At 65.1% G+C, this 26,342-nt stretch carries 24 protein-coding genes and 1 tRNA gene; 6 read left to right on the forward strand and 19 right to left on the reverse strand.

Annotated elements, in window-relative coordinates:
* Positions 1-5: 5 nt before the first annotated feature.
* The 9 genes from EL288_RS16690 to EL288_RS16730 all read right to left on the reverse strand — a co-directional run bounded on the left by EL288_RS16690 (position 6) and on the right by EL288_RS16730 (position 9,187).
* Positions 6-1,232 (reverse strand): ABC transporter substrate-binding protein, encoded by a 1,227-nt coding sequence (locus tag EL288_RS16690; protein ID WP_003809679.1) that lies wholly within the window; start codon positions 1,230-1,232, stop codon positions 6-8.
* An 83-nt stretch (positions 1,233-1,315) separates the two neighbouring features.
* Positions 1,316-2,329 (reverse strand): branched-chain amino acid ABC transporter permease, encoded by a 1,014-nt coding sequence (locus tag EL288_RS16695; RefSeq protein ID WP_003809677.1) that lies wholly within the window; start codon positions 2,327-2,329, stop codon positions 1,316-1,318.
* Positions 2,330-2,336: 7 nt separating this feature from the next.
* Positions 2,337-3,224 (reverse strand): branched-chain amino acid ABC transporter permease, encoded by an 888-nt coding sequence (locus EL288_RS16700; RefSeq protein ID WP_003809675.1) that lies wholly within the window; start codon positions 3,222-3,224, stop codon positions 2,337-2,339.
* 3 nt (positions 3,225-3,227) lie between these two features.
* Positions 3,228-3,932, reverse strand: a complete 705-nt coding sequence (locus tag EL288_RS16705; protein ID WP_003809673.1) for an ABC transporter ATP-binding protein — start codon at positions 3,930-3,932, stop codon at positions 3,228-3,230.
* Positions 3,925-4,776: an ABC transporter ATP-binding protein gene (locus tag EL288_RS16710; protein WP_003809672.1), complete on the reverse strand. Its 852-nt coding sequence runs from the start codon at positions 4,774-4,776 to the stop codon at positions 3,925-3,927. Before EL288_RS16710 ends, EL288_RS16705 begins: the two co-directional genes overlap by 8 nt.
* A gap of 274 nt (positions 4,777-5,050) precedes the next feature.
* Positions 5,051-5,794: a TenA family transcriptional regulator gene (locus tag EL288_RS16715; RefSeq protein WP_003809670.1), complete on the reverse strand. Its 744-nt coding sequence runs from the start codon at positions 5,792-5,794 to the stop codon at positions 5,051-5,053.
* Between the two features lie 73 nt (positions 5,795-5,867).
* Positions 5,868-6,326 carry a cupin domain-containing protein gene (locus EL288_RS16720; RefSeq protein ID WP_003809668.1) on the reverse strand — a complete coding sequence of 153 codons (459 nt, stop codon included), beginning with the start codon at positions 6,324-6,326 and terminating at the stop codon, positions 5,868-5,870.
* A gap of 98 nt (positions 6,327-6,424) precedes the next feature.
* Positions 6,425-8,005 (reverse strand): aldehyde dehydrogenase (NADP(+)), encoded by a 1,581-nt coding sequence (locus tag EL288_RS16725; RefSeq protein ID WP_126621991.1) that lies wholly within the window; start codon positions 8,003-8,005, stop codon positions 6,425-6,427.
* Positions 8,006-8,047: 42 nt separating this feature from the next.
* A complete protein-coding gene (locus EL288_RS16730; RefSeq protein ID WP_033469291.1) occupies positions 8,048-9,187 on the reverse strand; it encodes an iron-containing alcohol dehydrogenase in 1,140 nt (379 codons plus the stop codon).
* A 165-nt stretch (positions 9,188-9,352) separates the two neighbouring features.
* Here EL288_RS16730 and EL288_RS16735 point away from each other — a divergent pair, with 165 nt between their 5' ends.
* Both EL288_RS16735 and EL288_RS16740 read left to right on the forward strand, forming a co-directional pair.
* Positions 9,353-10,300, forward strand: a complete 948-nt coding sequence (locus tag EL288_RS16735; protein WP_003809661.1) for a LysR family transcriptional regulator — start codon at positions 9,353-9,355, stop codon at positions 10,298-10,300.
* A gap of 193 nt (positions 10,301-10,493) precedes the next feature.
* Entirely contained in the window at positions 10,494-11,138 is a 645-nt protein-coding gene (locus EL288_RS16740) for a carbonic anhydrase (RefSeq protein WP_232018695.1), read from the forward strand.
* Between the two features lie 11 nt (positions 11,139-11,149).
* On the opposite strand, the gene EL288_RS16745 is transcribed toward EL288_RS16740, so the two are convergent.
* From EL288_RS16745 to EL288_RS16760, 4 genes are all read right to left on the reverse strand, one after another.
* Positions 11,150-12,505, reverse strand: coding sequence for a cytochrome c (locus tag EL288_RS16745; RefSeq protein ID WP_003809657.1), 1,356 nt, complete (start codon positions 12,503-12,505; stop codon positions 11,150-11,152).
* Between the two features lie 10 nt (positions 12,506-12,515).
* Positions 12,516-14,285, reverse strand: a complete 1,770-nt coding sequence (locus tag EL288_RS16750) for a GMC family oxidoreductase (protein ID WP_010926160.1) — start codon at positions 14,283-14,285, stop codon at positions 12,516-12,518.
* Positions 14,286-14,288: 3 nt separating this feature from the next.
* Entirely contained in the window at positions 14,289-14,987 is a 699-nt protein-coding gene (locus tag EL288_RS16755) for a gluconate 2-dehydrogenase subunit 3 family protein (RefSeq protein WP_003809653.1), read from the reverse strand.
* Positions 14,988-15,368: 381 nt separating this feature from the next.
* Positions 15,369-15,887, reverse strand: coding sequence for a cupin domain-containing protein (locus tag EL288_RS16760; protein ID WP_003809650.1), 519 nt, complete (start codon positions 15,885-15,887; stop codon positions 15,369-15,371).
* Positions 15,888-16,033: 146 nt separating this feature from the next.
* Between EL288_RS16760 and EL288_RS16765 the strand changes: the two genes are divergently transcribed.
* Genes EL288_RS16765 through EL288_RS16780 form a run of 4 tightly spaced genes read left to right on the forward strand, consistent with a single transcriptional unit; the run spans position 16,034 to position 19,776 of the window.
* Positions 16,034-17,392, forward strand: coding sequence for an NAD(P)/FAD-dependent oxidoreductase (locus EL288_RS16765; RefSeq protein ID WP_033450174.1), 1,359 nt, complete (start codon positions 16,034-16,036; stop codon positions 17,390-17,392).
* A 17-nt stretch (positions 17,393-17,409) separates the two neighbouring features.
* Positions 17,410-17,757: a cupin domain-containing protein gene (locus EL288_RS16770; RefSeq protein WP_033450191.1), complete on the forward strand. Its 348-nt coding sequence runs from the start codon at positions 17,410-17,412 to the stop codon at positions 17,755-17,757.
* A 40-nt stretch (positions 17,758-17,797) separates the two neighbouring features.
* Positions 17,798-18,766 (forward strand): Bug family tripartite tricarboxylate transporter substrate binding protein, encoded by a 969-nt coding sequence (locus EL288_RS16775; RefSeq protein WP_033450176.1) that lies wholly within the window; start codon positions 17,798-17,800, stop codon positions 18,764-18,766.
* Positions 18,767-18,777: 11 nt separating this feature from the next.
* A complete protein-coding gene (locus tag EL288_RS16780) occupies positions 18,778-19,776 on the forward strand; it encodes a dienelactone hydrolase family protein (RefSeq protein WP_232018696.1) in 999 nt (332 codons plus the stop codon).
* A 116-nt stretch (positions 19,777-19,892) separates the two neighbouring features.
* Here the strand turns inward: EL288_RS16780 and EL288_RS16785 are convergent.
* From EL288_RS16785 to ppk1, 6 genes are all read right to left on the reverse strand, one after another.
* Positions 19,893-19,969: transfer RNA gene (locus EL288_RS16785), tRNA-Pro, on the reverse strand.
* A 40-nt stretch (positions 19,970-20,009) separates the two neighbouring features.
* Positions 20,010-20,786, reverse strand: a complete 777-nt coding sequence (gene pstB / locus EL288_RS16790) for a phosphate ABC transporter ATP-binding protein PstB (RefSeq protein ID WP_033448479.1) — start codon at positions 20,784-20,786, stop codon at positions 20,010-20,012.
* A gap of 44 nt (positions 20,787-20,830) precedes the next feature.
* On the reverse strand, positions 20,831-21,688 hold the full coding sequence (gene pstA, locus EL288_RS16795) for a phosphate ABC transporter permease PstA (RefSeq protein ID WP_003809638.1): 858 nt from the start codon (positions 21,686-21,688) through the stop codon (positions 20,831-20,833).
* A gap of 21 nt (positions 21,689-21,709) precedes the next feature.
* A complete protein-coding gene (gene pstC / locus EL288_RS16800) occupies positions 21,710-22,726 on the reverse strand; it encodes a phosphate ABC transporter permease subunit PstC (RefSeq protein WP_003809636.1) in 1,017 nt (338 codons plus the stop codon).
* 134 nt (positions 22,727-22,860) lie between these two features.
* A complete protein-coding gene (gene pstS, locus EL288_RS16805; RefSeq protein WP_003809635.1) occupies positions 22,861-23,901 on the reverse strand; it encodes a phosphate ABC transporter substrate-binding protein PstS in 1,041 nt (346 codons plus the stop codon).
* 194 nt (positions 23,902-24,095) lie between these two features.
* Positions 24,096-26,177, reverse strand: coding sequence for a polyphosphate kinase 1 (gene ppk1, locus EL288_RS16810; RefSeq protein ID WP_003809633.1), 2,082 nt, complete (start codon positions 26,175-26,177; stop codon positions 24,096-24,098).
* Between the last annotated feature and the right edge of the window lie 165 nt (positions 26,178-26,342).

Raw genomic sequence — 26,342 nt, forward strand, 5'->3', positions numbered from 1 at the left:
GCGCATCACTGCTTGCCGACCAGCGGGCAGGCGCTGTCGGCCAGCGCCTGGAACGCCTGGTCGGCGGGCACCGTCGTCAGCACCTTGTAGTAGTCCCATGCGCGCCGGGATTCGTCGGGCTTCTTGACCTCGACCAGATACATGTCGTGCATGACCTGTCCATCCTCGCGGACGCGCCCGTTCTCGATATTCATGTCGCGCACCGGAAGTTCGCGCATCTTGGCGGCCACCGCGACCGCGTCGTCCGTCTGGGCTGCCTCCACCGCCTTCAGGTAGTGGCGCACCGCGGAATACACGCCGGCCTGCGTCATGGACGGCATGGCCTTCTGGCGCGCGAAGAACTTCTCGGCCCAGGCCCGCGAGTCCGGCGTGCGGTCCCAATAGAATGCCGTCACGAATTGAAGGCCTTGCGCGGCCTGCAGGCCCATGCTGTTCACATCGGTGATGAACACCGCCGGGGCAGCCAGCGCCTGGCCGGGCGTGATGCCGAACTCGTTGGCCTGCTTCACCGTGGAGGTCATGTCGCTGCCGGCGGCCGCCGTCACGATCAGCTTGGCTTTCGACGCCTGCGCCTGCAGCAGATAGGAGCTGAGGTCGAACGAGTTCAACGGGAAGCGCACCTCGCCCAGCACCTTGCCGCCATTCTCGGTGACCGCCTTGCGCACGTCATTGGCGAAGGCATGGCCGAAGGTATAGTCCACCGTCAGCAGGAATACCGAATCCATGCCGCGGCTGGCCAGCAGGCGCGCCAGGCCGTAGCCGTTGCTGTAGCTGTTGTAGACCCACTGCGTCGAGAAGGGGCTGCAGGCCTTGCCGGTGAAATCGGACGACCCCGCCGCCACCAGCGTGATCTTCTTGCGCTCGTTGGCCAGGCCCTGCACCGCGAACCCGACGCTCGAGTTGGAGAAATCCGCGATCGCGTCGACGCCTTCCCGGTCGAACCAGGCGCGCGCGATGCCGGCGCCGATATCGGCCTTGTTCTGGTGGTCGGCCCAGACCAGCTCGATCTTCTTGCCCAGCACCTGGCCGCCGAACTCCTCGATCGCCATGCGCGCCGCCTGTACCGAGCCCGCGCCGGCCAGGTCGGCGTACAGGCCCGACTGGTCGTTGAGAATGCCGATCTTGACGACATCGCCGGACACCTGCGCCCCGGCGGGGGCTGTACAAAGCGCACCGGCGAGCAAAGCGAGCGCGGCGGCGGATTTCATGGGTGGGTTCTTTTTCGCAGACATGTGGAATCCTCGATGGGGATGGAGTGAAACAGCAGGCAAGCCGCGGCGCAGCCGTGTGCTTGGCGATGAAGGGAAAAAGGCGGTCATTTGCCGGACCACGCATCCGAATGCACGACAAAGCTGCCGGGCGCATGGCGCGGCGGCAAGGCCGGCTTGCCGGGCATAGAGGCCATGCGAACGCGCCATGCCTCGAACTCGCCGACCAGCCCGCGCCGGAAGATCATCACGACCGTGACCAGGACCGCCCCCTGGATCACCATGACCCACTCTCCGAGCGGCGCCAGGTAATACTGCATGGCAAGAATCAGCACCGCCCCGACCAGCGGTCCGATGATCGTCCCCATGCCGCCCACCAGCACCATCAGGACCACTTCGGTGCTGATGTGCCAGCCCACGTCGGTCAGCGAAGCCAGCTGGAACACCAGCGCCTTCGTGCCGCCGGCCAACCCGGTGAGCGCCGCCGAAATGACGAACGCCAGCAACTTGTAGCGGTTGACCTTGTAGCCCAGGGATATGGCGCGCGGCTCGTTGTCGCGGATGGCCTTGGCCACCTCGCCGAACGGCGAATGGATCGCCCGGTGATAGACCGCGACCGCCGCCAGGAAGATGGCGAGCACCACGACATAGAGCGTCCAGTCGTCGGCGGTATCGAACAGACCGAGGACGACGGGCCGCGGCACGTTCTGCAGGCCGTCCTCGCCGCCGGTGAACGGCGCCTGCAGGCAGAAGAAATAAACCATCTGCGCCAGGGCCAGCGTGATCATCGCGAAATAGATGCCTTGCCTGCGGATCGCGATCGCTCCCGCGATCAGGCCCAGCGCCGAGCAGGCAAGGACCGCGGCGGGCAGCGCGGCCTCGAACGGCCAGCCCCACACCTTGAGCGTATGGGCCGTGATGTAGGCGGACATGCCGAAGAACATGGAATGGCCCAGCGACAGCAAGCCGGCGTAGCCGACCAGCAGATTGACGGCGCAGGCGAAGATCGCGAAGCACATGACCTTCATGAGAAAGATCGGGTAGACGATGGCCGGTGCCACCATGGCGCACGCCAGCAGGACCAGCATGGGGCGCAGCATCGAGGAGGTATGGTTTTTCATGGTGGAGTCACTTCGCCTTGCCGAACAGGCCCGTCGGCTTGATGAGCAGCACGATGATCATCACGAGGAAGATCACGGTCGCCGAGGCCTGCGGGTAGAAGAGTTTGGTCAGGCCTTCGATGGCGCCCAGCGAGAAGCCGGTCAGGATCGAGCCCAGGATCGAGCCCATGCCGCCGATCACCACCACGGCGAAGACCAGGATGACCAGGTTGGAGCCCATCAGCGGACTGACCTGGTAGATCGGCGCCGCCATGACGCCCGCCAGGCCGGCCAGCCCCGCGCCGAACGCGTAGGTCAGCGTCAGCAGCACGGGAACCTTGATGCCGAAGGCGCGCACCATGTCCGGGTTCTCGGTCGCCGCGCGCAGATAGCTGCCCAGCCGCGTCTTCTCGATCAGCAGCCAGATGGCCAGGCAGACGAGCAGCGAGGCCGCCACGACCCAGGCCCGGTAATACGGCAGGAACATGAAACCCAGGTTCATGCCGCCGGGGATGACATTGGGATAGGGAAGCCCGGACGAGCCGAAGCTCTTGCGAAACAGCCCCTCGACCATCAGCATCAGGCCGAAGGTCAGCAGCATGCCGTAGAGATGGTCGAGACGGTAGAGATGCCGCAGGAACAGGCGCTCGACGAACACGGCGCCGATCGCGACGACCAGCGGCGCCACCAGCAGGGCGACCCAGTAGCTCAGGCCCGCCCACGCCAGCAGCATCCAGGCGATGAACGCCCCCACCATGAACTGGGCGCCGTGCAGGAAATTGATCACGTTGAGCAGCCCGAAAATGATCGCCAGGCCCAGGCTCAGCATGGCGTAGAAGGCGCCGTTCATCAGCCCCATCAGCAACTGGCCCATGAACGCGTTGATCGGAATGCCGAGAATGGATTCGATGTTCATGGTTCAAACACTCAGGTAGGCGCTCAGCCGAGCGCTCTGGCTTGCGATTTCCGCATTGGAAAAGGCATCGATCACCTCTCCATGCTCCACGACGTAATGCCGGTCCGCGACGCGGGTGGCGAAATTGACGTTCTGCTCCACCAGCAGGATGGAGATGCCACGGTCCTTCAGCTTGCGGATGGTCAGGCCGATCTGTTCGATGATCACCGGGGCCAGCCCCTCGCTCGGCTCGTCGAGCAACAGCAGGGTCGCCCCCGTGCGCAGGATGCGGCCGATCGCCAGCATCTGCTGCTCGCCGCCGGACAGCTTCGTTCCCGGGCTTTTCAGCCGTTCGGCAAGGTTCGGAAACAGCGCCAGGATCTCCGGCACCGTCATCCCGCCCGCGCGCACGACCGGCGGCAGCATCAGGTTCTCCTGGACGCTCAGGCCCGAGAAGATCGCCCGTTCCTCCGGGCACAAGGCGATGCCCGCTCGGGCGATCGCCTCCGGCGCCAGCCCCATCAGCTCGCGCGCCTCGAACCGCACCGAGCCGCTGCGCCTGGCGAGCAGGCCCATGATGGCGCGCAGCGTCGTGGTCTTGCCGGCGCCGTTGCGGCCCAGCAGCGTCACGACTTCGCCGCGGCCCACCGTGAGGGCCATGCCGTGCAGCACCTGGCTTTCGCCGTACTGGGCATGCAGATCGCCGATCTGCAGATGCGTCTCAGGCATGGGCGCCTCCCATGTAGGCGGCAACGACCTCGGGATTGCTCGACACCGTTTCATAGGCGCCTTCCGCGAGCACTTCGCCGCGGCACAGCACCGTGATGGTGTCGGCCAGCCGCGCGACCACGCCCAGGTTGTGCTCCACCATCAGCACGGTCCGGCCCTTGGCGACTTTCTGGATCAGCGCGGCGACGGTCTCGATATCCTCCCGGCCCATGCCCGCCATCGGCTCATCGAGCAGCAGCACCTCCGGCTCCAGCGCCAACGTCGTTGCAAGCTCCAGCGCGCGCTTGCGTCCGTACGACAGCAGGCCCGCCGGCTCGTCGCGCCGCTCGGCCAGTCCCACCGACTCCAGCAGGCGGTCCACGTGCTCGTCGAGGACGCGCAGGCTGGCAAGCGGCTTCCAGAAATGCCAGGACGTTCCCAGCTTGCGCTGCAAGGCGACCCGCACGTTTTCGCCCAGCGTCAGCTTGGGAAAAATCGCGGAAATCTGGAACGAGCGCACCAGCCCGCGGCCGGCGATGTCCTCCGGCGCCGCGCGCGTGATGTCGCTGCCTTGGTAGTAGATGCGCCCCGCGCTGGGCTGCAGGAACTTGCTGAGCAGGTTGAAACAGGTCGTCTTGCCCGCGCCGTTCGGACCGATCAGCGCATGGATGGTCTGCGCGCGCACGCGCAGGTCGACGTTGTTGACGGCGGTGAATCCACCGAATGTCTTCGTCAGCCCCTGGGCAACGAGCACATGGCCGTGCGTGCCGGCAGGCGCCGCTTGCGCGGCAGGCGTTGCGTGAGCTTTGCCGTCCCGGGCATTCGCCGGGGAAGCGGTCTCATCCAGTTTGGCGATGTGTTCCACAAACTCTGTCTCCGTCTTGTCATCGTGTTTTCAGGCGGCCAGGCCAGGCGCCCGGAGGGCAGCATCCAGCGCCGCTTGAATTGAATAAAAGTTATATTCAAGGCGGCACTGAGGCCCGCAGCGCCCGGCCGATGGCCGGGGCTGCTTTTGAATTTGCGTTGATTCTAGGCCGCTCTCATCGAGCTGAATATTGAAAGCTGCTCATACAGATATAACTCGCAGCTAATCCAGCGCATTGCGACCGCCAGGCCGCCGCCGGGCCTGGGCCCGCGCGTCAATCCACGCGACGGGCGCCGAGGTCGGGCGCGACATACTGGTCGTAGATCGCCTGCGCGTAGGCGTAGCGCATCTCCGCGCCCCATCGCACGAACTGCAGGCAGCGTTGCTGCAGCGCAGGCGTCGTCGCCCCGTCGAGCACGATCCGGTAGCCCCGCTCGGCGTGCGCGCCATCCGACGTGATCCTCAAGGCGAAAAAGGCGACCTCATGCTCGCTGAACCCGTAGACGCGCGGATCGCGCAGCGGAACGATCTGCCTGGCGTAGATCTGCGGAATCTGCGACGCCAGGCCGACCAGCAAGGCGGCGGTCGCCACCACGGGAGACTCGCGGATCGCGGTGGCGTAGCACCATGCCTGCATGCCGCGGGTAATCGGGTTGCAGGCCTGCGGGGACTCGACCCGCTCGCGCGTGGTGCCGCACGCCTGCGCGAAACGGATCAGCAGGTCCGTGTGGGAGACCATGGCCTCGCCTTCCTGCAGGTGCCGGAACTCGTACATGCTCTGCAGCAGGAGGTCCTTGACCCCGTCCTGCTCGTCGCGGGCATTGTTGTAGATGTACCCGAGGTAATCCGCGAAGGGGCCGACGTAGTGGTAGTGGTTTTCGGCCCAGCGGGCGAAATGATGGCGTTGCAGCGTCCCGTCCATCCAGGCCTGGCTGAAGGCCGCCTTCGCCGAGGCCTTGCCCGCGATGGCCTCCTGCAGCGCAACGCGGAAATCATGCTTCGAGAGTAGACCGGTCATTGCTTGCTCCTGCCCTCGTTGTTTTCCAGGAGGAAGCGGGCGGCGCCCACGGGGCCGCCCGCCCTTGCGAAAGCTAGAGATCGATACGTTCGGCCTCGACCGCCGCGCGCTTGTCCATATTGAAGCGCTTGTCGTAAATCACCCGCCCGCCGGTGGTGGGGCCGGGGTACTGCACGATGAACATCACGCCGCCGGATTCGGTGTGCAGCTCGGGCTCGCAATGCGGGTCGCCATGCTGCAGCACGGTGCCGGGCCCGCACTTGACGCCGCCGATGGTGAACTCGCCTTCCAGGATGTACCAGACCTGGGCGAAATCGTGCCGGTGCCACGGGTGGTAGGCGCCGGGCTCCAGGCGCAGCAGCCCCGCATTGGGCAGCGTCGGGTCTTCCGGTGTCGGGTGGCTGAGCATCTTGCCCGTTTCGCCCGGCCAGCGAATGGTTTCCCATTCCATGTCATCGACGTGCATGATCCGCGGCGGCGGATCGTCGGTGGTGGCCGTGCCTTGCTTGTCGTTCTGCTTGCTTGCCGTCATGTCATCCTCCATACCAGTCAAAAATGCAGCGCTCAGGCTGCGTTCAATCGGCGCAGGGTCTTGTCCGCGGCGCGGCCAGGGATCGGCCGCGCCATCGCTCAGCCCTGCTGCATGCGCCCATCGCGCAAGCGCCACAATGCAAGCGGATTGCCGTCCTGCAATGCCGCCGGCACCAGCTCGCTCGGGAAATCCTGATAGCAGACCGGACGCAGGAACCGGTCGATGGCGCTGGCGCCCACCGACGTCGCCCGGGCATTCGAGGTCGAGGGGAATGGCCCGCCATGCACCATCGCATGCGAGACTTCGACGCCCGTAGGATACCCGTTGGCGATCAGGCGCCCGGCCTTTTTCTCCAGGATGGGAAGCAGGCGCCCGACCTCGTCCCTGTCGGCATCCTCGAAATGCAGGGTCGACGTCAGCTGGCCTTCCAGCGACTCGGCCAGGCGATGCAATTGCGGCCGGTCCCGGCAATAGACGACCACGGATGCCGGCCCGAAGATCTCCTCGTGATGCAAGGCGGCCGCCATGAAATCGCCGGCATCGATCGCAAAAAGGGCCGGCCTCGCGCTGCACGGCGAGGGGCCGCGCGCCGGCGGCAGGACCTGCTCCACCCCCGGCTCGCCCAGGCGGCGCTCGAGCGCCGCGCCGTATGCCCTGGCAATGCCCGCGGTCAGCATGGTTTGCGGCGCCTTGCCGCCCAGCGCCTGCGCCAGCTCGCCCACGAAGCGCCTGGCCGCCTCGCTATCGAGCAGCACGATCAGGCCGGGGTTGGTACAGAACTGCCCGGCCCCCAGGGCGATCGAATCGGCCAGCCCCGCCGCCAGCGCCGGGGCGCGCCGGGCGAGCGCGCCCGGCAGCACGAAAAAGGGATTGACGCTGCTCATTTCCGCGTACACCGGAATGGGCTCCTTGCGCCGGGCCGCCACGTCGACCAGCGCCAGGCCACCCTGCCGCGAGCCGGTGAACCCCACCGCCTTGATGGCGGGATGGGCAACCAGGCTGGCGCCCACCTCGGCGCCCGGCCCGACTACCAGCGAAAACACCCCATCCGGCATATCGCACTCGATGCCTGCCTGCTGCACGGCCCGCGCAACCAGTTCGGACGTTCCCAGATGCGCGCTGTGGGCCTTGACGACCACCGGACAGCCGGCGGCAAGCGCCGAGGCGGTATCGCCTCCCGCCACGGAAAACGCCAGGGGAAAGTTGCTGGCCCCGAACACCGCGACCGGCCCCACGGGCATCCTGGCCATGCGCAGGTCCGGCCGGGGCGCCGGCTGGCGGTCCGGCTGCGGGCTGTCCAGCGTGGCGTTCAACCAATGCCCGCTTCCGACCACCTCCGCGAACAGCCTGAGCTGGCCGACCGTCCTGGCCCGCTCGCTCTCCAGGCGCGCGCGCGGCAGACCCGTCTCGCTATGCGCGCGCTGGATCAGCTCATCGCCGATGCGTTCGATGTTGGCCGCGATGCGCTCCAGGAAGCCCGCCCTGGCCTGCAGCGGCAGCCCCCGGTAGCGATCGAACGCCCGCGCCGCGAGATCGCAGGCGGCATCGACCAGCCCCCGGGTGGCCGACGAGAACGCCGGCTCGATCTCGCGATTCTCATTGGGATCGAAAGCGTAGAGCCGCGGCCCGTCGCCGGTCACCGTACTGCGCCCTATCATCATTGCGCCGCTGATTGTCATGTCTGCTCCCCGTCCATCCTGCGAGTCATGGCTGCCTGGCGCTCAAAACGCGGCATCGAGCATCCGGGCATAGTCTTCGGCCGAAGCGTCCCGGGGATTGGTCTTGTGGCTGTGGTCCTTGAGCGCGCCGTCCACGATCCGGGCAAACAGCTCGCGGGCGACCCCCACTTGCCCCAGGGACGTGGGCAGGCCCAGCCTGGCGGTCAGGCCCTGCACCGCGCCGGCCACCGACTCGCCGTTCGCCAACCCTATCGCCGCGGCGATCCGGTTCAGTTTGTTTTCCCGCGCCATCGTGGGCGCCGGCGCGTTGAACTCGATGACCGCCGGCAGCAGGATCGCATTCAGCGTGCCATGGTGCAGGCGCGGATCGATCCCCCCGAGCGCGTGGCTCAGGCTGTGCACGCAGCCCAGGCCCTTCTGGAACGCCAGCGCGCCCTGCATGCTGGCGCTCATCATGTTCATGCGCGCGTCGAGGTCGCCGGGCTCGCGGGTCGCGCGCTCGATGTGGCGCCAGGCCCGCGCCAGGCCATCGAGCGCGATGCCGTCGGCCGGCGGATTGAACAGCGGCGACATGAACGTCTCCAGGCAATGCGCGATGGCATCCATGCCCGTCGCCGCGGTCAACGCCGGCGGCAGCTTCAGCGTCAGCTCCGGGTCGCAGATCGCCGTGCGCGGCACCACGAAGGGCGAAATCACCCCGACCTTGCGGCCATCGTCGAGAATCAGGATCGCGCCGCGCCCGACCTCGCTGCCCGTGCCGGCCGTCGTGGGGACGGCAATCACCGGCGCGGTGGCCGCCGTGATATGGCCCAGCCCGCCTTCGATCACCGCGAAGCGCTTCAACGCCCCCTCGTGCGTGGCGCACACGGCCACGCCCTTGGCAAGGTCGATGGACGAGCCGCCGCCAAGGGCGATGATGCCGTCGCAGTCGTTGGCGGCGTACACCGCCACCGCCTGGCGCACGGCCTCCTCGTTCGGGTTCGGCGGCGTCGCGTCGAAGACCGGCACCGCATCCGGCCGGTCCAGGTGCGACAAGGCCGCATCCAGTATGCCGGCGGCCTGGATGCCCTGGTCCGTTACCACCATGGGGCGTTTGATCCCGATGCGGTCGCACTCGGCCTGCAGCAGGCGCACCGCGCCGAAGTCGAACTGAATGTGCGTGAGATATTGGATGAGCGCCATCTGAATTGAGAGAAAGTTATAATCGGAGCGACACCGGAACAGGCCGCCATGCCCCGGCGACTGCCGCCGGCCAGGGCTTTTCCCGCGCCATGTCGGCATTCTAGGGTGGCCCGCGGGGAATGAATATTGAAAGCTGCTCATACAGCTATAACCAGAAGGCAACCCATGACACCGCCGCTGACGTCCATCGTTTCCCGCCTGCACATCAAGCACCTGCGCCTGTTGCTGGCGATCTACGAGCACGGCTCGCTGCTGGGCGCGGCCAAGGAAGTGGCCATCAGCCAGCCCGGGGCCAGCAAGGCGCTGCAGGAGATCGAAACCACCTTCGGCGCGGCGCTCTTCGTGCGCACCAACCGAGGCCTGGAAGCCAACGACCTGGGGCTGTGCGTCGTGCGCTACGCGCGCATGATCTACACCGACCTGGGCCATCTGCGCAATGAACTGGATGCGATCCAGAAAGGCGACGGCGGCCGGGTGGCGGTCGGCTCCATCATGGGAGCCATACCGCTGCTGACGGACGCCGTTTCGGATTTGATGCAAACCCACCCCGGCATGTCGGTGGAGATCGTCGAAGACACCAGCGCCGAGCTGCTGGGCCTGCTCGACAGCGGCCGGCTGGACCTGGCGATATGCCGCACGGTGGTCACCAAATCGCCCGAGCTGTACGAAAGCGAACTGCTGCAGCCCGAGGAATTGCGGGTGATCGCCAGCATCGGCAGCCCGCTGGCGCTCGCCGACGAACTGACCCTCCAGGACCTTGCCCACTGCAAATGGATCGTCTACCGCGCCAACATGCCGATGCGCATCCTGCTTGAGCGAGAGTTCTACGATGCGGGCATCCGGTTTCCGACCAACCTGCTGGAAACCACGTCACCGTTCGCCACGCTGGCCCTGCTGCGCAGGAATTCCTCCTTCGTCGCGCTGGCTTCGACCGACGTCGCGTCGTTTTTCGCCCGCAACGGCCTGGTCAGCATTCTTCCTTTCCAGTTCACCTTGCGCAGCGAACCGTACGAATTGGTGCGCCGCCGTGGCTCACTGATGTCGATCGGCGCCCGCCTGCTGAAAGAGCGCCTGCTGGAGCGGCAGGACCACCACGTAGACCATGTGGATTGACTCCGGCGCGCCCTGTCCAAACAAGGCGCAACCGGCGCTATCATTCGGCTTGCCATTCCTGCCATGAATTGGCGCCATCCCCCGAACGAGGTGTGCCATGTCCAAGAAAACGACGCCGACGTGCAACTGCCTGCAGCATCTGTTGCCGCTCGATAGCCAGGAAAAACCCGTGCGCCTTTCCCGCAGGAAGCTGTTGAGCGCCGGCCTGATGGCCGGCATGGCGGGCGGCCTGGGCATCGTTTCGCCAAGCCCGGCGCACGCGCAGACCACGCTCACACCCGAGCAGGCCCTGGAAAAACTCCGTCAGGGCAATGAGCGCTTCGCACGCCGCGCCATCACCTCGTTCCAGGAAGACCTGGACATTCTTCAGCGCCGCACCGCCGGCAAACAGGAGCCGTTCGCCGCCGTCCTGGCCTGTGCCGATTCCAGGATGCCGGTCGAACTCGTCTTCGACCAATCGATCGGCAAGCTGTTTGTCGCCCGCGTGGCGGGGAACATTGCCACGCCCGCCATCATCGCCAGCCTGGAATACGGCGCCGCGATACTGGGCATCAAGGCACTGGTCGTCCTGGGCCACGTCGACTGCGGCGCGATCAAGGCCGCGGCCGCGAACGCAGGCGCGCCAGGGCAGATCAGCGCGCTGTATCCCTATATCCGTCCGGCGATCAACGCCAGCTCGTCCACCGATATCACCGAAATGGCGCGGCAGAACGCCATCAACCAGGCGCGGCTGCTGCGCTCGGCCTCGCCCGTCCTGGCAAAACTGTCAGACGACGGCGCGTTGCGGATTCTGCCGGCGCTCTACGACGTCGCCGATGGACGGGTCAGCTGGCTCTGAGCGCCGCCAGCTCAATGCTTGCCGGCCGAACGGGCGGCGGCCACCTCCTCTTGCGTAACCGCGCTGGCCTGGTTTCCCCAGCCTGAACGCACGAAGCTGGCCAGCACGGCCACTTCCTCGTCGCTCAGGCGATCGGCATAGCCTTGCATGGCCAACCTCATGGGACGCCGGCCTGTCGATGGCACGGCGGTGCCGTTCAGTATGATCGACAGCAGCGGGCCGGCATCCTTGCCCAGCACCACGGCACTGCCCTGCAGCTGCGGGAAGATCTCGGCCGCGCCCTTGCCCGTGACGAAATGGCAGCCGGCGCAGTTATCCAGGTACAGGCGCGCGCCCAGGGGCATGTCGGGCGAGGCGGCAGTCAGCAGCCTGGCTGTGGCCTGCCCCGCTTCGTCGGCCTGGGCCGCCGGGACGGCGTGGGGGCCGGGCATGGCGACCTGCGCGGGGATGTCCTGCACGGGCTTGCCATCCATGCCTTTCAGGAAAGCGGCCATCGCGTTCAGGTCGTCGTCGCTCAGGTACTGCAAGGAATGCTCGATGGCCAACGCCATTTCGCCGCTGGCGGTGGCATGCGTGTTGCGCCCCGTGGCAAGGTAGTCGGCCACCTGGGCGGTGGACCACGTCGCGATCGCCGAGTCGGCGCCACGCAGCGCGGGCGCGGTCCAGCCATCCAGCACGCCGCCGCTCAGGAACGCCGCGTCGCGCGCGACGGTGCCGTCCTGCGCCATGAAGGCAGTGCGCGGACTGTGACAGGCGGCGCAATGGCCGGCGCCTTCCACCAGATACTGGCCGCGGGTCTGCAGCTTGTCGTCGCTGGCCGGCTTGAACGCGGACTCGCCCCTCAGGGCAAGCCAGTTCCACGCGCGCAAGCCAAAACGCAGGTTGAACGGGAAACTGAGCTGCGTGGCCTGGACTTCGTTCCTGACCGGCGGCACCTCCTTCATGAGGTAGTCGTACAAGGCGCGAATATCGCTCTCGCTCATGAAACGGTAGTTTTCATACGGCATGGCCGGGTACAGGTGGCCCTCCTTGACGCCGATGCCATCGACCAGGGCGGCGCGGAACTGATCCAAGGTCCAATCGCCGATGCCCGTTTCCTTGTCCGGGGTGATATTGGATGACCAGATCGTGCCCATCGGCGTGGGGATGCCGCGGCCGCCGGCCAGGGGCGAGCCGCCGTTCGCGGTATGACAGGCCATGCAGTCGCCGGCGCGCATGACATACTTGCCTCGGCCGGGCTCCGCTTTCCAGTCGGCCGCCAGCGCTTCATTGGGCGGCGTCACCTTGACGGGCACATAGATCAGGGCAAGCGTCGCGAGAACGGCCAGCGCCACCAGGGCGCCCAGGATGGCAAGGGCTTTTTTCATGGCGCGCTCCTCAAACCAGTGGGCGCGGATCGCGCAGGTATTGCGTGCGGATCGCGTGGATCGTCCAGTAGGCCAGCGCCCCCACCATTCCGGTGGGGTTGTACTGGGTGTTCTGCACGAAATTACCCGCCCCCATGACGAATACGTTGTGCTTGTCCCAAGCCTGGCAGTAGCGATTCACCACGCCCTCGCGCGGGTCTCGGGACATGATGTGGCCGCCGGTATTGTGGGTGGTCTGGTAGGGCCTGACGTCGTACATGGCTCCCGGGCCCTTGAAACCCAGCTGCATCAAATCGGGTTTCATGGCCTTGCCCACTTCCCCCGCCTTGAGCTTCATGTACTGATTCATCCTGAGGTCGTTGTCCTGCCAGTTGAACGTCATGCGCATCAAGGGGCGGCCATGCGGATCCTTGTAGGTGGGGTCCAGGTCCAGGTGGTTGGCCCGGTATGCCATGTGCGAGCCATGGGTGCCGATGGACATGGAATGGCCATACCACTGGCCAATGGCCTTCTTCCAGCCCGCGCCCCAGCCGGGGGTTCCGGCCGGCAGGATCATGGAACGGATCGGCTGGCCGTTGAACGTGCCGGAGCGCCAGTAGGCGCCGCCGATGAAGCCCAGCGCGCCGAAGTCGTTCTGGTTGACGCTGAAGTCATCGATACAGAAACCGTTGGACCCATGGCCGATGAACGGGTTGAAATTGGCGTCCTTGAAGAACATGGTGACGCCGCCATTCATCTGGTAGGCGTAGTTCTTGCCCGTCACGCCGGTGTTGGTGGCCGGGTCATAGGGTTCGCCTATGCCCGACAGCAGCAGCAAGTGGACATTGTTCAGCTGGTAGGCGGCAAGAATCACCAGGTCCGCTGGCTGGAATACCTCCTCCTGCGCGGCGGCATCGAAATAGGTGACGCCCGTGGCGGTCTTGCCATCGGCCGAGCTTTCGATCCTCAGCACCTCCGCGTGCGTGCGATAGCTGAAGTTGGGCTTGCGCTTGAGCGCGTCGAGGATGGCCGTCTGCGGCGACGACTTGGAGTATTGATAACAGCCGAAGCGCTCGCAGAAGCCGCAGAAATTACAGGGCGCCATCTGCATGCCATAAGGATTCACATAGGCCGTGGATGCGACGCCTGCCGGCGCGGGGAAGGGATGGTAGCCCATGGCCTGGGCGGCATCGCGAAACTTGGTGGCATCGTAGGTGGGCGGCATCGGGGGCATGGGATACTCGCTGGAGCGCCAGCCCTCGAACGGATTGCCGCCGGGCTGGATCTTGCCCTTGAGATTGCCCGCCTTGCCTGAAATGCCCGCGACCTCGTCGAACCGCGTGAAAAACGGCTCCAGTTCGTCATAGGTGACGGGATAGTCCATCAGGTTCATTCCTTCGGGAATGATGGACTCGCCCCACCTCTCCTTCACATAGCTGCGCAGCTGGATCTCCTGGGGCTGGGGCCGCCACAGCAGGCCGTTCCAGTGCGTGCCGGCGCCGCCCACCCCATTGGCGGGCAGGAACGAACCCATGGAGCGGTATGGCAGCGCCGTCTCGGCGTCGTTGCGCCGGACCGTCACCGTCTGCTGGCTGGGGTGCTGCATGTTCACCAGCCGCACGCCATAGGTCAGCTCATCGATCTGGTTGGGGTACTTGAATTCCGGTACGGTGTTCTGATCGCGGCCGCGCTCCAACGCCACGATTTCCAGCCCCTCGGCAGCCAGTTCCATGCCTGCGATCGCGCCTGTCCAGCCCAGGCCCACGATGACCACGTCCTTCTTTTTTTCGGTACGCGCCATGGTTCACGCCCTCTCGCCTTTGATGGAAACAGGCCCCAGCGGGTACTTCACGTTGTGCTGGTCCACCCACTCGGCATAGCTGGCGCGCGCGCCCGGAAAGCCGATATAGACCCACGATTGCATGCCGAAATTGCCGCCATGCATCGGGTCGGCGAAGTAGCCTTCCTTGGTGTTGGCCAGCAAGGTCGTGAAGAAAATGCTCAGTTCGGGCGCCAGCGCAGCCTCCCCCTTTTGCAGGGCGGTCAAGGTCTCATCCTGCTGTTCGGGCGCCAGATCCTTGAAGTCCTTGCTCCACCGCAACTGGCACAAGGCATTGACCGCGGGAATCGCCTTGCGGTAGAGCTGCGCGGGATTGAGCGGGGTTTGCCAGCCACGGTCAGGCGATGCCGCGGGATCGTGCGGACCCTGCATGTACCAGTTGCTGGCGCTTCCATACTCGCCCTTCAACTGGCGATCCAGGAAGATCGGCACATGGGCTTCCAGCGCGCCCGGGCCCTCGCCTTCCGATGGAATCAGGCGTGCGGTGGCCGCGAGCACGAACGCCCATTCCTCGGGCGTGAAGTATTCGGGCTTGTAATCCGCCAGCTGGACGGGCGCAGCCTTGGCGTGTGCATGGAAGGTGAGCGCGATGCCGGTGAGTGCGGCGCTGGCTCCTGACGCGAGCAAAAACTCTCTGCGGCTTGAATGCGGCGAGTCAGACATATTGCGGCTCCTGTCTGGCGACATGGGATATCGACCCTGCGCGCGGATCGATGGCTTGCCTGCCTTTCCAGTATAAGAACGCTCTTTCGGAACTCAACCAAATCGCCCGGGGAAACGCTGCTTTGACGCAACAATGGGCTAGGTACAGGATATAGGAATACGCGCCGTGGTACCTGACATGGCGCTGAAGTCCATGCAGGCCCGTCTGGCCGAGCCAGCGTGCCTGCACAGGCGCGCGCTGGGCTGCATGCGGAGTGCAGCAATGGCGCGCCCGGCAAGCATTCGACCTGCGCGCCATGTGCGCAGCGCCGGCTTGCCTGCGCCGTCATGCAGCGGCGCAGCTGGCGGCGACGGTAGCCGGCCATATCGAGAGGCGCGGCCTCAGAACGAAGGCGGCGAAGCGGCATTGATGATTTCGCCCTCTTCTTCGCCGATGTTGCGGATCCGGTGCGGCGTCGTGCTATCGAAGTAGTAGCTGTCGCCAGGCTTCAGGATATGGCGCTCGTCGCCCAGCTGCAGCTCGAACGTCCCGCGGATGACAATACCGCCTTCCTGGCCCTCGTGGCGCAACGGCTTCTGGCCCGTGTCGGCGCCCACGTCGTAGAGCTCCTGGGTAAGCTGCAGCAGCTTGCCGGGCTGGGCCGGAGCCACGTAGCGCATGTGCACCCCGCCGGTCGACACGGTGCTGATCTTGTGCTTTTCCGTAACCGCGGATTCCACGCGATCGCTGCGAAAGAAATCGCCCATCGACACGCCGCACGCTGCCAGCAGGCTTTTCAGCGTTCCGAGCGAAGGATCAATCCGTCCTTTTTCGATTGCGGCGACGGTCGTGTGGGTGACCCCGGCGCGCCGGGCCAATTCGCGCTGGGAGAATGACAACGATACGCGCAGGGCCTGCAATCGTTGGCCAATGTCACTCGATTCCGAAACAGGACCGGAAGGCTGGATTGCGTCTGGAGATGGCGTCACTAGGGTTTACCTGCATTTGGAAGTTATAAATTCCACGTAGAATCCGATTGGAATTTATAACTTCCATACTGGAAAGTATGATAGCCATAGTAGCGGGAAACTCTGCAGGTGTCAGCCGGGTGGCGAACCAGCCCCTGGAGCACGAGCCGTCATATTGGGCTGCCACCGCCGAGATCGAACAGCCCTCGCCGGCCCTGGAACATGACCTGGACGTGGACGTCGCGATCATCGGTGCCGGATACACAGGCCTGTCCACCGCCTATCACCTGAAGAAAGACCACGGGATAACTGCGACGGTAGTCGAAGCGAACCGGATCGGTTGGGGCTGCAGCGGGCGAAATGGCGGTTTTGCCATGATTGGCGTCGGCAAGGACAGCTACAACGCCTGGATCAGCAAGGTGGGCCTGGAGCAGGCTCGAAAAACCTTTGAGTTCGGCCGCGATGCCGTGCGCACTCTGCGCACCGTGCTACAGGAAAACAACATCAACGCGGCGTCAGGCAATGAAGGTTTCCTGTTGACCGCTCACCGGCGCGCCCGCATAAGCGAGTTGATCGAGACGCAACGCCAGCTAAAGCATTACTTCGGCTTCGATACCGAATACCTCGATGCACACGACGTGCGCACGCACTACTTGAGCGGTACGCAGATATTTGGCGCCCTGCATTATCCGGAGCACTTCCCGATACACCCCATGCGCTATGCGCAGGGGCTGGGCCGCAGGGTCAGGCAGTTGGGTGTGCCGATTTATGAGAATTCGCCGGTAAATACCTGGCGTCGTGCCGGTCGACTTCATGAGCTGCTTACGCCGCGGGGAGTCGTGCGCGCGAAGAAGGTCGTCATCGCGACGAACGGATATACACCGGATGGCTTGCATCCCATAGTCCGGGGCAGGTTGATGAATGTGCTGTCCAACATCGTTGTGACGGCGCCGCTGAGTGAGGGGCAGCTGGCCGCCACGCGCTGGCAAACCCACAAAATGGTGGTTGATACCAGAAACCTGCGCTCCTATTTCCGCTTGCTGGAAGACAACCGGATCATGTTCGGCGCGCGCGGCGGAATATCGGATACGGCGGCAAGCCGGGCAACGATGAAGGCCTGGCTGCTGACCCAGCTCGCGAAGCAGTTTCCCGGTCTTGGCGCCATCGGCGCCGATTATTTCTGGCAAGGCTGGGTGGCCATCCCGCGAGACAAGGGGCCGCATATCCATGTGGCCGACAACGGCAGCGTGGCCTATTGGCTGGGCTGTACGGGAACGGGGGTCGCCATGTCGACGCACGCGGGCAAATTGCTGGCCGACAGCCTCGCGACCGAACGCCGGCCGGACGTGCCCGCCCTCGTGGGCGCTCCATTGCCGCGTTATGAAATCCCCGCACTGCGCAAGCTGTACCAGCGCGCGGCCTATTCCTACTTTTATTTAAAAGACGAATTTCTATAAATGTGGAGGACAACGGCATGGCCATTCAAGTCGTCAGGCAAGACGAAATCCCGCAGGTACTGAAGCATGCCGGACCGGTCGGCATCCCGCTCAGCCAGCCACCGTGCCTGCTCAGGACGGCGCCGCGGACGATCAATGAAAAGGAGCATGTCGAAACGGGCTTCTGGGAGTGCTCGCCCGGCAAGTTTCGCAGGGAAATCGTTCAGGGCGAGATCATGCACATTCTCTCCGGAGCGTGCAGCTTCGCACCGGACGATGGCGCCCCGATTGAATTGAAGGCGGGAGACACCGCTTTTTTTCCGCCGCAGACAACCGGAACCTGGGAGATCAGGAAGACGGTGAGAAAAGTCTACGTGCTGGTTTGAATGCAACCGGCTTGAGCAAGACAGATAAAAGGAGTGCAGGATGACTAAGCTGGTCAAGCGCGCGCTTATCGCGCTGATGTTCCTCGGTGGCCCGGCGATGGCGCAGCCGGCCTATCCGACAAAGCCCGTGCGGCTTATCGTGCCATTCACGGCAGGTGGATCGACGGACATTCTGGCCCGTCTGCTGGCCAAAGGCCTGGAAGAAAAATGGGGCAAGCCGGTGGTCGTGGAGAACCGCCCCGGCGGCTCGACGGTCATCGGGGGGGCGGCCGTGGCCAATGCGCCGGCGGATGGGTACATGCTGATGCTGGGCAGCGATACGACCTACGCGATCAACCCGCATACGATGGCAAAAATGCCCTTCGACCCGCTCAAGGATCTGAGCCCTGTAACCCGCATCGCATCGGCCCCGAACTGGATAGTCGTGGCGGAAAACTCGCCGTTCAAGACATTCTATGATTTGGTGGCGAAAGCCAAGGCCCCTGGCAACGGCGTCAACGTCAGCGTCAATTCGCCCAATGGCTATGCTCACCTGGCGCTCAACGCCTGGATCAGGAAAAACGGCCTCAACGTCTCGATCATCCCGTATGCCGGCGCGTCGCGCGCCGTGCCGGACTTGATGGGAGGCAACCTCGATGGCGTGGTCGACGTCGTGGGAGGCACCATCGGCTTTACCAAGGACGGCAAGCTGCGCCCCTTGACCATCCTGCAGAGCCAGCCGAGCCCGGTGCTCGGCGGCACCCTGCCCTTTGCTGGCGATGCGGTCCGCGACCTGAATGTGACGACCTCGTTCGTCCTGTTCACAACCGGTGGCACCCCGCCCGCCACACTCGAGCGGATCCATGAAGGCGTCACGCAAGTCATGAACCAGCCCGCCATGAAATCGCGGATGGACGAACTGGCGCTGGAACTGGTGCTATCCACGCCGGCCGAGACGGCGGAGTTCACGAAGGCGGAGAACGCTCGATTCAAGGAAATCGTCGCGAACGCCAATCTTGCCAAACAATGACGGAGACTATGATGAGCGACAGTATTTCCTCCGCACGCGTCGAGGTTTCACCTACCGAGCCCCTGGTGCTTTCCAACGGCATTCGCGGCATTCCCAGGGCCATCCAGAGCTATACGCCTGAACACTATGCCGATATCGTCGCGGACCGGCGGACCGGCAGCATTGCCTTGAATGCCCAGGCATTTTTTCCGGAGGGGAACCCGGGGCCTGTCCCCATGGTCATTCTTGCTCCTGGAAGCACCGGCATCAACACGGCGCACCTGAAGCACGCCGCGACGCTCACCTCGATCGGCATCGGCGCATGCGTGCTGGATAGTTTCGGTCCGCGCGGGGTTTCGCACACCTATCATGACCAACGCTTGCTGACGTACTCCGCCGGCACCTACGACGTACTCGCAGCGGCTGCCCACCTGATGGAATGGGATCGGATCGATCCCCGGCGTATCGGCGCGACCGGCCCGAGCCGCGGCGGCACCGCGGTGCTCCAAGCCGCGATGCGGCCGCTGGCGGATGCCGTATTGGGACCGGACAGGACCCTGCGCGCCGTCTTGCCAATGTATCCAAGCGGTGTGTTCCAGTTCTATGCGCCGGACACCGGCAACACCCGCATCGGCATCGCGATGGGCGACCGGGACCGCTGGACCCTGCTGTCGACGGTGCAGGGATATGCGCGCGCGATCCGGCTCTGCGGCGGCGACGTCCGCGTGACTGTCTGGCCCGATGCGGAGCACAGCTTCGATCGCGAAGACGTACCTCTGATGTACGTGGAAGCGGGGGTGGAAGCCACGATGGCGCCAATTTACTACCTGACCGAGCGCGGCTACTTCTGCGATTCGAATGGCGAGAACGAGGACCTGGCGCTGACGGAGAAGACGCTGCGCGAGCGGATCCACGAACGGTATGGCCGCCAAGGCAGTTGGCTTGGCAGCCAGCCGGGACAGCCCGAGTCCTTTACGGCCTTCCTGAAGACCTTCTTCGCCGAATCCTTCGGCATGTCGGACCGGCGCTGAGTCCTGGCTGGCATAGAGGCGGATACCCTGCTCGCCACAGGCATGGCCGCCCGCCACGCCGCCCTCGCCGAAAGCAAAAGGGTTAGCTCGGCGCTGAGCTAACCCTTTGATTTTATTGGTCGGGGCGGCGGGATTCGAACTCGCGACCCTCTGCTCCCAAAGCAGATGCGCTACCAGGCTGCGCTACGCCCCGAAGGACCGCAACTATACCAGAATCGGCCCGCCGGCCGGCCTCAGCCGAAGCGGCCGGTGATGTAGTCTTCCGTCTCTTTGCGCGCCGGCTTGACGAAGATCTGGTCGGTGGCGCCATACTCCATCAGCTCGCCCAGGTACATGTAGGCGGTGTAGTCGGAGCAGCGCGCCGCCTGCTGCATGTTGTGCGTGACGATCACCACCGTGTACTCGTGCTTGAGTTCGGCGATCAGTTCCTCGATCTTGGCGGTGGAGATCGGGTCCAGCGCCGAGCAGGGCTCGTCGAGCAGCAGCACTTCGGGCTTGATGGCCACGCCGCGCGCGATGCACAGGCGCTGTTGCTGGCCGCCCGACAGGCTGTTGCCGCTCTGGTGCAGCTTGTCCTTCACCTCGTTCCACAGCGCCGCCTTGCTCAGCGCCCACTCGACCCGCTCGTCCATCTCGCCCTTGCTGAGCCGCTCGAACAGGCGCACGCCGAAGGCGATGTTGTCGTAGATGCTCATGGGAAACGGCGTGGGCTTCTGGAACACCATGCCGACCTTGGCGCGAATCAGCGAAATATCGGTCTTGGACGTCAACAGGTTTTCGCCGTCGAGCAGGATCTCGCCTTCGGCGCGCTGGCCGGGGTACAGCTCGAACATGCGGTTGAAGGTGCGCAGCAGCGTCGACTTGCCGCAGCCCGACGGGCCGATGAAGGCGGTGACCTTGTTCTCGCGGATCGACATGTTCACATTGCGGATCGCGTGGAACTTGCCGTAGTAGAAATTCAGGTTCTTGACTTCCAGCTTGGCGTTGGGAGCGGTTGCGGTGTTTTCCATTTTGCTTCCTATGGCCGGCGCCCCGCGGGCGCCGGCGGCGGCGATCACGATTTGCGGAACAGGTTGCGGGCCAGGATGTTGATGCCCAGCACCAGCAGCGTGATGAGCGTGGCGCCGGCCCAGGCCAGGTTGTTCCAGTCTTTGAAGGGGCTGGCGGCGTACTGGTAGATGACGACCGGCAGGTTGGCCATGGGCGCGTTCATGTTCAGCGACATGAACTGGTTGGACAGCGCCGTGAACAGCAGCGGCGCGGTCTCGCCCGAGATGCGGGCAATCGCCAGCAGCACGCCGGTGATGATGCCGGTCTTGGCGGCGCGATAGCACACCAGGGTGATCATGCGCCACTTGGGGCAGCCCAGCGCGGCGGTGGCCTCGCGCAGGCTGTTGGGCACCAGCAGCAGCATGTTGTCGGTAGTGCGCACCACCACCGGAATCACCAGGATGGACAGCGCCAGCGCGCCGGCCCAGCCCGAGTAGTGGCCGACCTGGGCCACGTACACGGCGTAGATGAACAGGCCGATGATGATGGACGGCGCCGACAGCAGCACGTCGTTGAGAAAGCGCGTGGCCGGCGCCAGCCAGCCGCGCTGGCCGTACTCGGCCAGGTAGGTGCCGGCCAGGATGCCCACCGGCGTGCCGATCAGGGTGCCCACGCCGGCCATCAGCACGCTGCCCACCACGGCGTTGAGCAGGCCGCCGGCCTGCCCGGGCGGGGGCGTGATTTCCGTGAACAGCGTGAACGACAGCGCGGGCGCGCCCTTGACCAGCAGGGTCGCGATGATCCAGAACAGCCAGAACAGGCCGAACAGCAGCGCGCCCAGCGAGATGGTCAACATGACCTTGTTGACCAGGTGGCGGCGCCGGTAGACGCCGTTGTTCATGGAGATTGCCGATTGAGCCATGTAGTTATCCTTGCTCGTGCATCAGGCCTGGCGGCCCTCGGCCCTGGACAGGCGCACCAGCAGCATTTTCGAGAAAGCCAGCACGACGGTGGTGATCAGGAACAGGATCAGGCCCAGTTCGAGCAGCGCCGATTTCTGGATGCCGCCTGCCTCGTTGAATTCGTTGGCCAGCGCCGAGGCGATCGAGTTGCCCGGCGAGAACAGCGAGCCCGACCAGCGGAAGGCGTTGCCGATCACGAAGGTCACCGCCATGGTCTCGCCCAGCGCACGGCCCAGCCCCAGCATGATGCCGCCGATGACGCCCGACTTGGTGAAGGGCAGCACGACGCGCCACATGACTTCCCAGGTGGTGCTGCCCAGGCCGTAGGCCGACTCCTTGAGCATGGGGGGCACCAGCTCGAACACGTCGCGCATGACGGCGGCGATGAACGGAATGATCATGATCGACAGGATCAGGCCGGCGGTGAAGATGCCGATGCCGAACGGCGGGCCGGCGAACAGGCCGCCGATGATGGGCACGCTGCCCAGCGTGGCGATCAGCGCGGGCTGCACGTATTGCTGGAACACCGGCACGAAGACGAACAGGCCCCACATGCCGTAGATGATGGACGGGATGGCCGCCAGCATCTCGACGGCGGTGCCCAGCGGGCGGCGCAGCCAGGTGGGCGCCAGCTCGGTCAGGAAGATGGCGATGCCGAACGACACCGGCACGGCGATCAGCAAGGCGATGAACGAGGTCAGCAGCGTGCCGATGATGGGCACGACCGCGCCGTAGTTCTGCTGGACCGGATCCCAGTCGTTCAGCCACAGGAACGACAGGCCATACTTGGCCAGCGATTCGCGGCTGCCATAGATCAGCGAGATCATGATGGCGGCCAGCAGGATGAACACCAGGAAGGCGAAGGTCCGGGTGAGGTTCTTGAACAGCGCATCCATCAGCGCGTTATTGTTTTGCTTCATAGGCGAAGGCGTGCCGGTAGTGGTCGAATCGGCCGTGGAGGACGGCAGCGGCACACTATTATCCATTACCGCGCTCATGGACAGGCTTTCCTTGAGATAGGGCCAGGGGTCGGCGCAATGGCGGGGCGCCCGGCGCCCCGCGAAGTCAGGACGGCGATCGCTCGCCGTTCACTGGTCCGGCCAGGGCGGACAGCGCCCTGGCCGATACGGGCTTACTGCCACACGGCCTTGCCGTCGGCGCCCTTGACTTCACCCCAGGCGGCGCGGATTTCCGTGGTCACGGCCTCGGGCAGCGGCACGTAGTCCAGCGCTTCGGCCGACTTGGCGCCGTTCTTGAACGCCCAGTCGAAGAACTCCAGCACCGCGCGGCCCTGGACCGGCTTGTCCTGGCTCTTGTGCACCAGGATGAAGGTGGCGGCGGTCACGGGCCACGAATCGGCGCCCGGCTCGTTGGTCAGCACCACGCCCATGCCGGGCGCGCTCTTCCAGTCGGCATTGGCGGCAGCGGCGGCGAACGCCTTCTGCTCGGGCTGGACGAACTTGCCGTCCTTGTTCTGCAGCTGCGTCCAGGCCAGCTTGTTCTGCTTGGCGTAGGCGTACTCGACATAACCGATCGAGTTCTTCAGCTGGCCCACGTAGGCGGCCACGCCTTCGTTGCCCTTGCCGCCCTGGCCGGTGGGCCACTTGACGGCCTTGCCCTCGCCCACTTGCTCTTTCCAGGCGGGCGACACTTTCGACAGGTAGTTGGTCCAGCCGAAGGTCGTGCCCGAACCGTCCGAACGGTGCACCACCACGATGTCGGCCGAGGGCAGCTTCAGGTCGGGGTTGAGCGCCTTGATGGCGGCGTCGTCCCACTTCTTGACCTTGCCCAGGAAGATGTCGGCCAGCACGGCGCCCGACAGCTTCAGCTGGCCCGGCGCGATGCCGTCGACGTTGATCACCGGCACGGTGCCGCCGATCACGGCCGGGAACTGCAACAGGCCGTTCTTTTCCAGGTCTTCGGCCTTGAGCGGGTCATCCGAGGCGCCGAAGTCGACCGTCTTGGCCTTGATCTGCTGCTGGCCGCCGCCCGAACCGATGGACTGGTAGTTGACGGCGTTGTTGGTGGCAGCCTTGTAGTCGGAGGCCCACTTGGCGTAGATGGGGTACGGGAACGACGCGCCCGCGCCGGTCACATCGGCGGCCTGGGCGGCGAAAACGGCTGCGCTCAGCGCGGCGCCGATCGAAATCTGTTTGAAGACACGTTTGAACATCTGGGTTCCTTCTGTGCTCGTTGAGGAAATCCGGCAGGCTTTCAAGGCGCCTGTCTCGGCCAACGTATGCATCTTAGAAGCCCAAAATGACAGGATAGTGACAGTCACATACCCAACTTAAATTTATCCATAAGAAACTTAATATTTCAAAATAAAATGGCCGCCCGCAGGCGGCCAGGCGGCGGCGGGCCGGCTCAGCCGTCCTGCCCCAGGCGCTGGATCAGCGCTTCCTGCACGTCGTAGGCCTCGCGCCGGTTGCGCACCCGCGCATAGGTGCCATCGGCCTGCTGCTGCCAGGCCAGCTGGTTGTCGCGCAGCGCGTAGGTGAAGGCCTCGTCGATGACGCGCTTCCTGAGCGTCTTGTCGTAGACGGGAAAGGCGATTTCCACGCGCCGGAAGAAATTGCGGTCCATCCAGTCGGCCGACGACAGGTAAACGGTTTCGGCGCCATCGGCATAGAAATAGAACACGCGCGAGTGCTCCAGAAAGCGCCCCACGATGGAACGCACCCGGATATTCTCCGACAGCCCGGGCACGCCGGCGCGCAGCGCGCATACCCCGCGCACGATCAGGTCGATCTTGACCCCGGCCTGGCTGGCCTTGTAGAGCTCTTCGATGACCTGCACTTCCAGTAGCGAGTTCATCTTCGCCATGATGCGCGCCCGCTTGCCGGCGCGCGCGGCGCGCGTCTCGGCGCGGATCAGGCTGACCATGCCGTCGTGCAGCGAGAACGGCGACTGCAGCAGCGCCTTGAGCGAGCGCCGCGCCCCCAGGCCGGTCAGCTGGGTAAAGACCTTGTCCATGTCCTCGCACAGGCGCGGATCGGCGGTCAGCAGGCCGAAATCGGTGTACAGGCGGGCCGTGCGCGGATGGTAGTTGCCGGTGCCCAGGTGGGCATAGCGGCGCAGCCGCCCTTTCTCGCGGCGCAGCACCAGCGCCATCTTGGCGTGCGTCTTGTGCGCGACCACGCCATAGACCACGTGCGCGCCCACTTCCTCCAGGCGCGCGGCCCAGTTGATGTTGGTCTGCTCGTCAAAGCGCGCCATCAGCTCCACCACCACGGTGACTTCCTTGCCGGCGCGCGCCGCCGCCAGCAGGATCTGCATGAGCTCGGAGTCCTCGCCGGTGCGGTAGATGGTCTGCTTGATCGCCATCACGTCCGGATCCAGCGCCGCGGCGGTCAGGAAGTCGATGACCGGCTGGAACGACTGGTAGGGATGGTGCAGCAGGCGATCCTGCTCGGCCACGGCGGCGAACAGCTCGGCCGGCTTCTCGCCCACGCGGTCGAACGGCGCCGGCACGGGCGCCAGGTAGGCGGGAAACAGCAGGTCCGGCCGGGTGTTGGAATTGCACAACTGCATCAGGCGCGACAGGTTCACCGGGCCGCTGACCCGGTAGGTGTCCTCGGGCGCCAGCGAGAATTCGCGCTGCAGGTAGGCCTCCAGGTCGGGCGGGGTCAGCTTGTCGATCTCCAGCCGCACGGCCGCGCCGAAATTGCGCTGCGACAGCTCGCCCTGCAGGGCATGGCGCAGGTTGGTGACTTCCTCTTCGTCGACGAACAGATCGCTGTTGCGCGTCACGCGCCATTGGTAACAGCCCAGCATTTCCAGGCCGGGGAACAGTTCGCCCACGAAGGCCCGCAGCAGCGAGGTCAGCAGGATGTAGCCGTCGGGATGGCCGGAGATCTCGGGCGGCATCTTGATCAGGCGCGGCAGCGCGCGCGGCGCCTGCACCACGGCAATGGACGCCTGGCGGCCGAAGGCATCGGCGCCCGACAGGGCCACGATGAAATTCAGGCTCTTGTTGTAGACGCGCGGAAACGGATGCGCCGGATCCAGCCCGATCGGCGTCAGCAGCGGCATGACATCGCGATTGAAGACCTCGCGCGCCCACTCCTGCTGCTGCGCGTTCCATTCGGAGGCGTGATGCAGCACGATGCCCTCGGCCTGCAGGCGCGGCAGGATATCGTCGTTGAGCAAGGCGTATTGGCTCGCCACCAGCGCGTGCACCTTGACCTGGACCCGCTCGAAGGCCTCATCGGCCGTCATGCCGTCGGGCCCGACCAGCGTCGGGGTCTGGCGCTGCTGCTCCTTCAGCGTCGAAATGCGGATCTCGAAGAACTCGTCCAGGTTGGAGCTGACGATGCACACGTAGCGCAACCGCTCAAGCAAGGGAACACGCGGGTTCTCGGCCATCGCCAGCACGCGTTCATTGAATTTCAGCAGCGACAGTTCACGATTCAGGAGCAGCGGCTCGGACGGCGGTCGAGAGGTCATACAGGGCCCAGGCAAAGGAGACAGCTTTTGTTTTTACTGCAATATCGTGACGGTTCTATGACGCCCGGCCGCGCGCATGCCGGCATGCCGCATAGCGTACGCCAAAGCGGGGACGCATGGAAGGGCCGCGCCAGCCCCCAATGCCTTGTTCTGCAAGGGAAAAAC

It is taken from the genome of Bordetella bronchiseptica (genome assembly GCF_900636925.1).
GTDB lineage: Bacteria > Pseudomonadota > Gammaproteobacteria > Burkholderiales > Burkholderiaceae_B > Bordetella > Bordetella pertussis.

Excerpts from the sequence above, each read along its gene's own strand:
- EL288_RS16705 (WP_003809673.1), bottom strand. The coding sequence starts at position 3,932 with ATGCCTGAGACGCATCTGCAGATCGGCGATCTGCATGCCCAGTACGGC.
- EL288_RS16745 (WP_003809657.1), bottom strand. The coding sequence starts at position 12,505 with ATGAAAAAAGCCCTTGCCATCCTGGGCGCCCTGGTGGCGCTGGCCGTT.
- EL288_RS16770 (WP_033450191.1), top strand. The coding sequence starts at position 17,410 with ATGGCCATTCAAGTCGTCAGGCAAGACGAAATCCCGCAGGTACTGAAG.
- EL288_RS16725 (WP_126621991.1), bottom strand. The coding sequence starts at position 8,005 with ATGACAATCAGCGGCGCAATGATGATAGGGCGCAGTACGGTGACCGGC.
- pstS (WP_003809635.1), bottom strand. The coding sequence starts at position 23,901 with ATGTTCAAACGTGTCTTCAAACAGATTTCGATCGGCGCCGCGCTGAGC.
- EL288_RS16750 (WP_010926160.1), bottom strand. The coding sequence starts at position 14,285 with ATGGCGCGTACCGAAAAAAAGAAGGACGTGGTCATCGTGGGCCTGGGC.
- EL288_RS16690 (WP_003809679.1), bottom strand. The coding sequence starts at position 1,232 with ATGTCTGCGAAAAAGAACCCACCCATGAAATCCGCCGCCGCGCTCGCT.
- pstC (WP_003809636.1), bottom strand. The coding sequence starts at position 22,726 with ATGAGCGCGGTAATGGATAATAGTGTGCCGCTGCCGTCCTCCACGGCC.
- EL288_RS16775 (WP_033450176.1), top strand. The coding sequence starts at position 17,798 with ATGACTAAGCTGGTCAAGCGCGCGCTTATCGCGCTGATGTTCCTCGGT.
- EL288_RS16715 (WP_003809670.1), bottom strand. The coding sequence starts at position 5,794 with ATGACCGGTCTACTCTCGAAGCATGATTTCCGCGTTGCGCTGCAGGAG.
- EL288_RS16720 (WP_003809668.1), bottom strand. The coding sequence starts at position 6,326 with ATGACGGCAAGCAAGCAGAACGACAAGCAAGGCACGGCCACCACCGAC.
- EL288_RS16755 (WP_003809653.1), bottom strand. The coding sequence starts at position 14,987 with ATGTCTGACTCGCCGCATTCAAGCCGCAGAGAGTTTTTGCTCGCGTCA.
- pstB (WP_033448479.1), bottom strand. The coding sequence starts at position 20,786 with ATGGAAAACACCGCAACCGCTCCCAACGCCAAGCTGGAAGTCAAGAAC.
- EL288_RS16765 (WP_033450174.1), top strand. The coding sequence starts at position 16,034 with ATGATAGCCATAGTAGCGGGAAACTCTGCAGGTGTCAGCCGGGTGGCG.
- EL288_RS16780 (WP_232018696.1), top strand. The coding sequence starts at position 18,778 with ATGAGCGACAGTATTTCCTCCGCACGCGTCGAGGTTTCACCTACCGAG.
- ppk1 (WP_003809633.1), bottom strand. The coding sequence starts at position 26,177 with ATGACCTCTCGACCGCCGTCCGAGCCGCTGCTCCTGAATCGTGAACTG.
- pstA (WP_003809638.1), bottom strand. The coding sequence starts at position 21,688 with ATGGCTCAATCGGCAATCTCCATGAACAACGGCGTCTACCGGCGCCGC.
- EL288_RS16730 (WP_033469291.1), bottom strand. The coding sequence starts at position 9,187 with ATGGCGCTCATCCAATATCTCACGCACATTCAGTTCGACTTCGGCGCG.
- EL288_RS16700 (WP_003809675.1), bottom strand. The coding sequence starts at position 3,224 with ATGAACATCGAATCCATTCTCGGCATTCCGATCAACGCGTTCATGGGC.
- EL288_RS16695 (WP_003809677.1), bottom strand. The coding sequence starts at position 2,329 with ATGAAAAACCATACCTCCTCGATGCTGCGCCCCATGCTGGTCCTGCTG.
- EL288_RS16735 (WP_003809661.1), top strand. The coding sequence starts at position 9,353 with ATGACACCGCCGCTGACGTCCATCGTTTCCCGCCTGCACATCAAGCAC.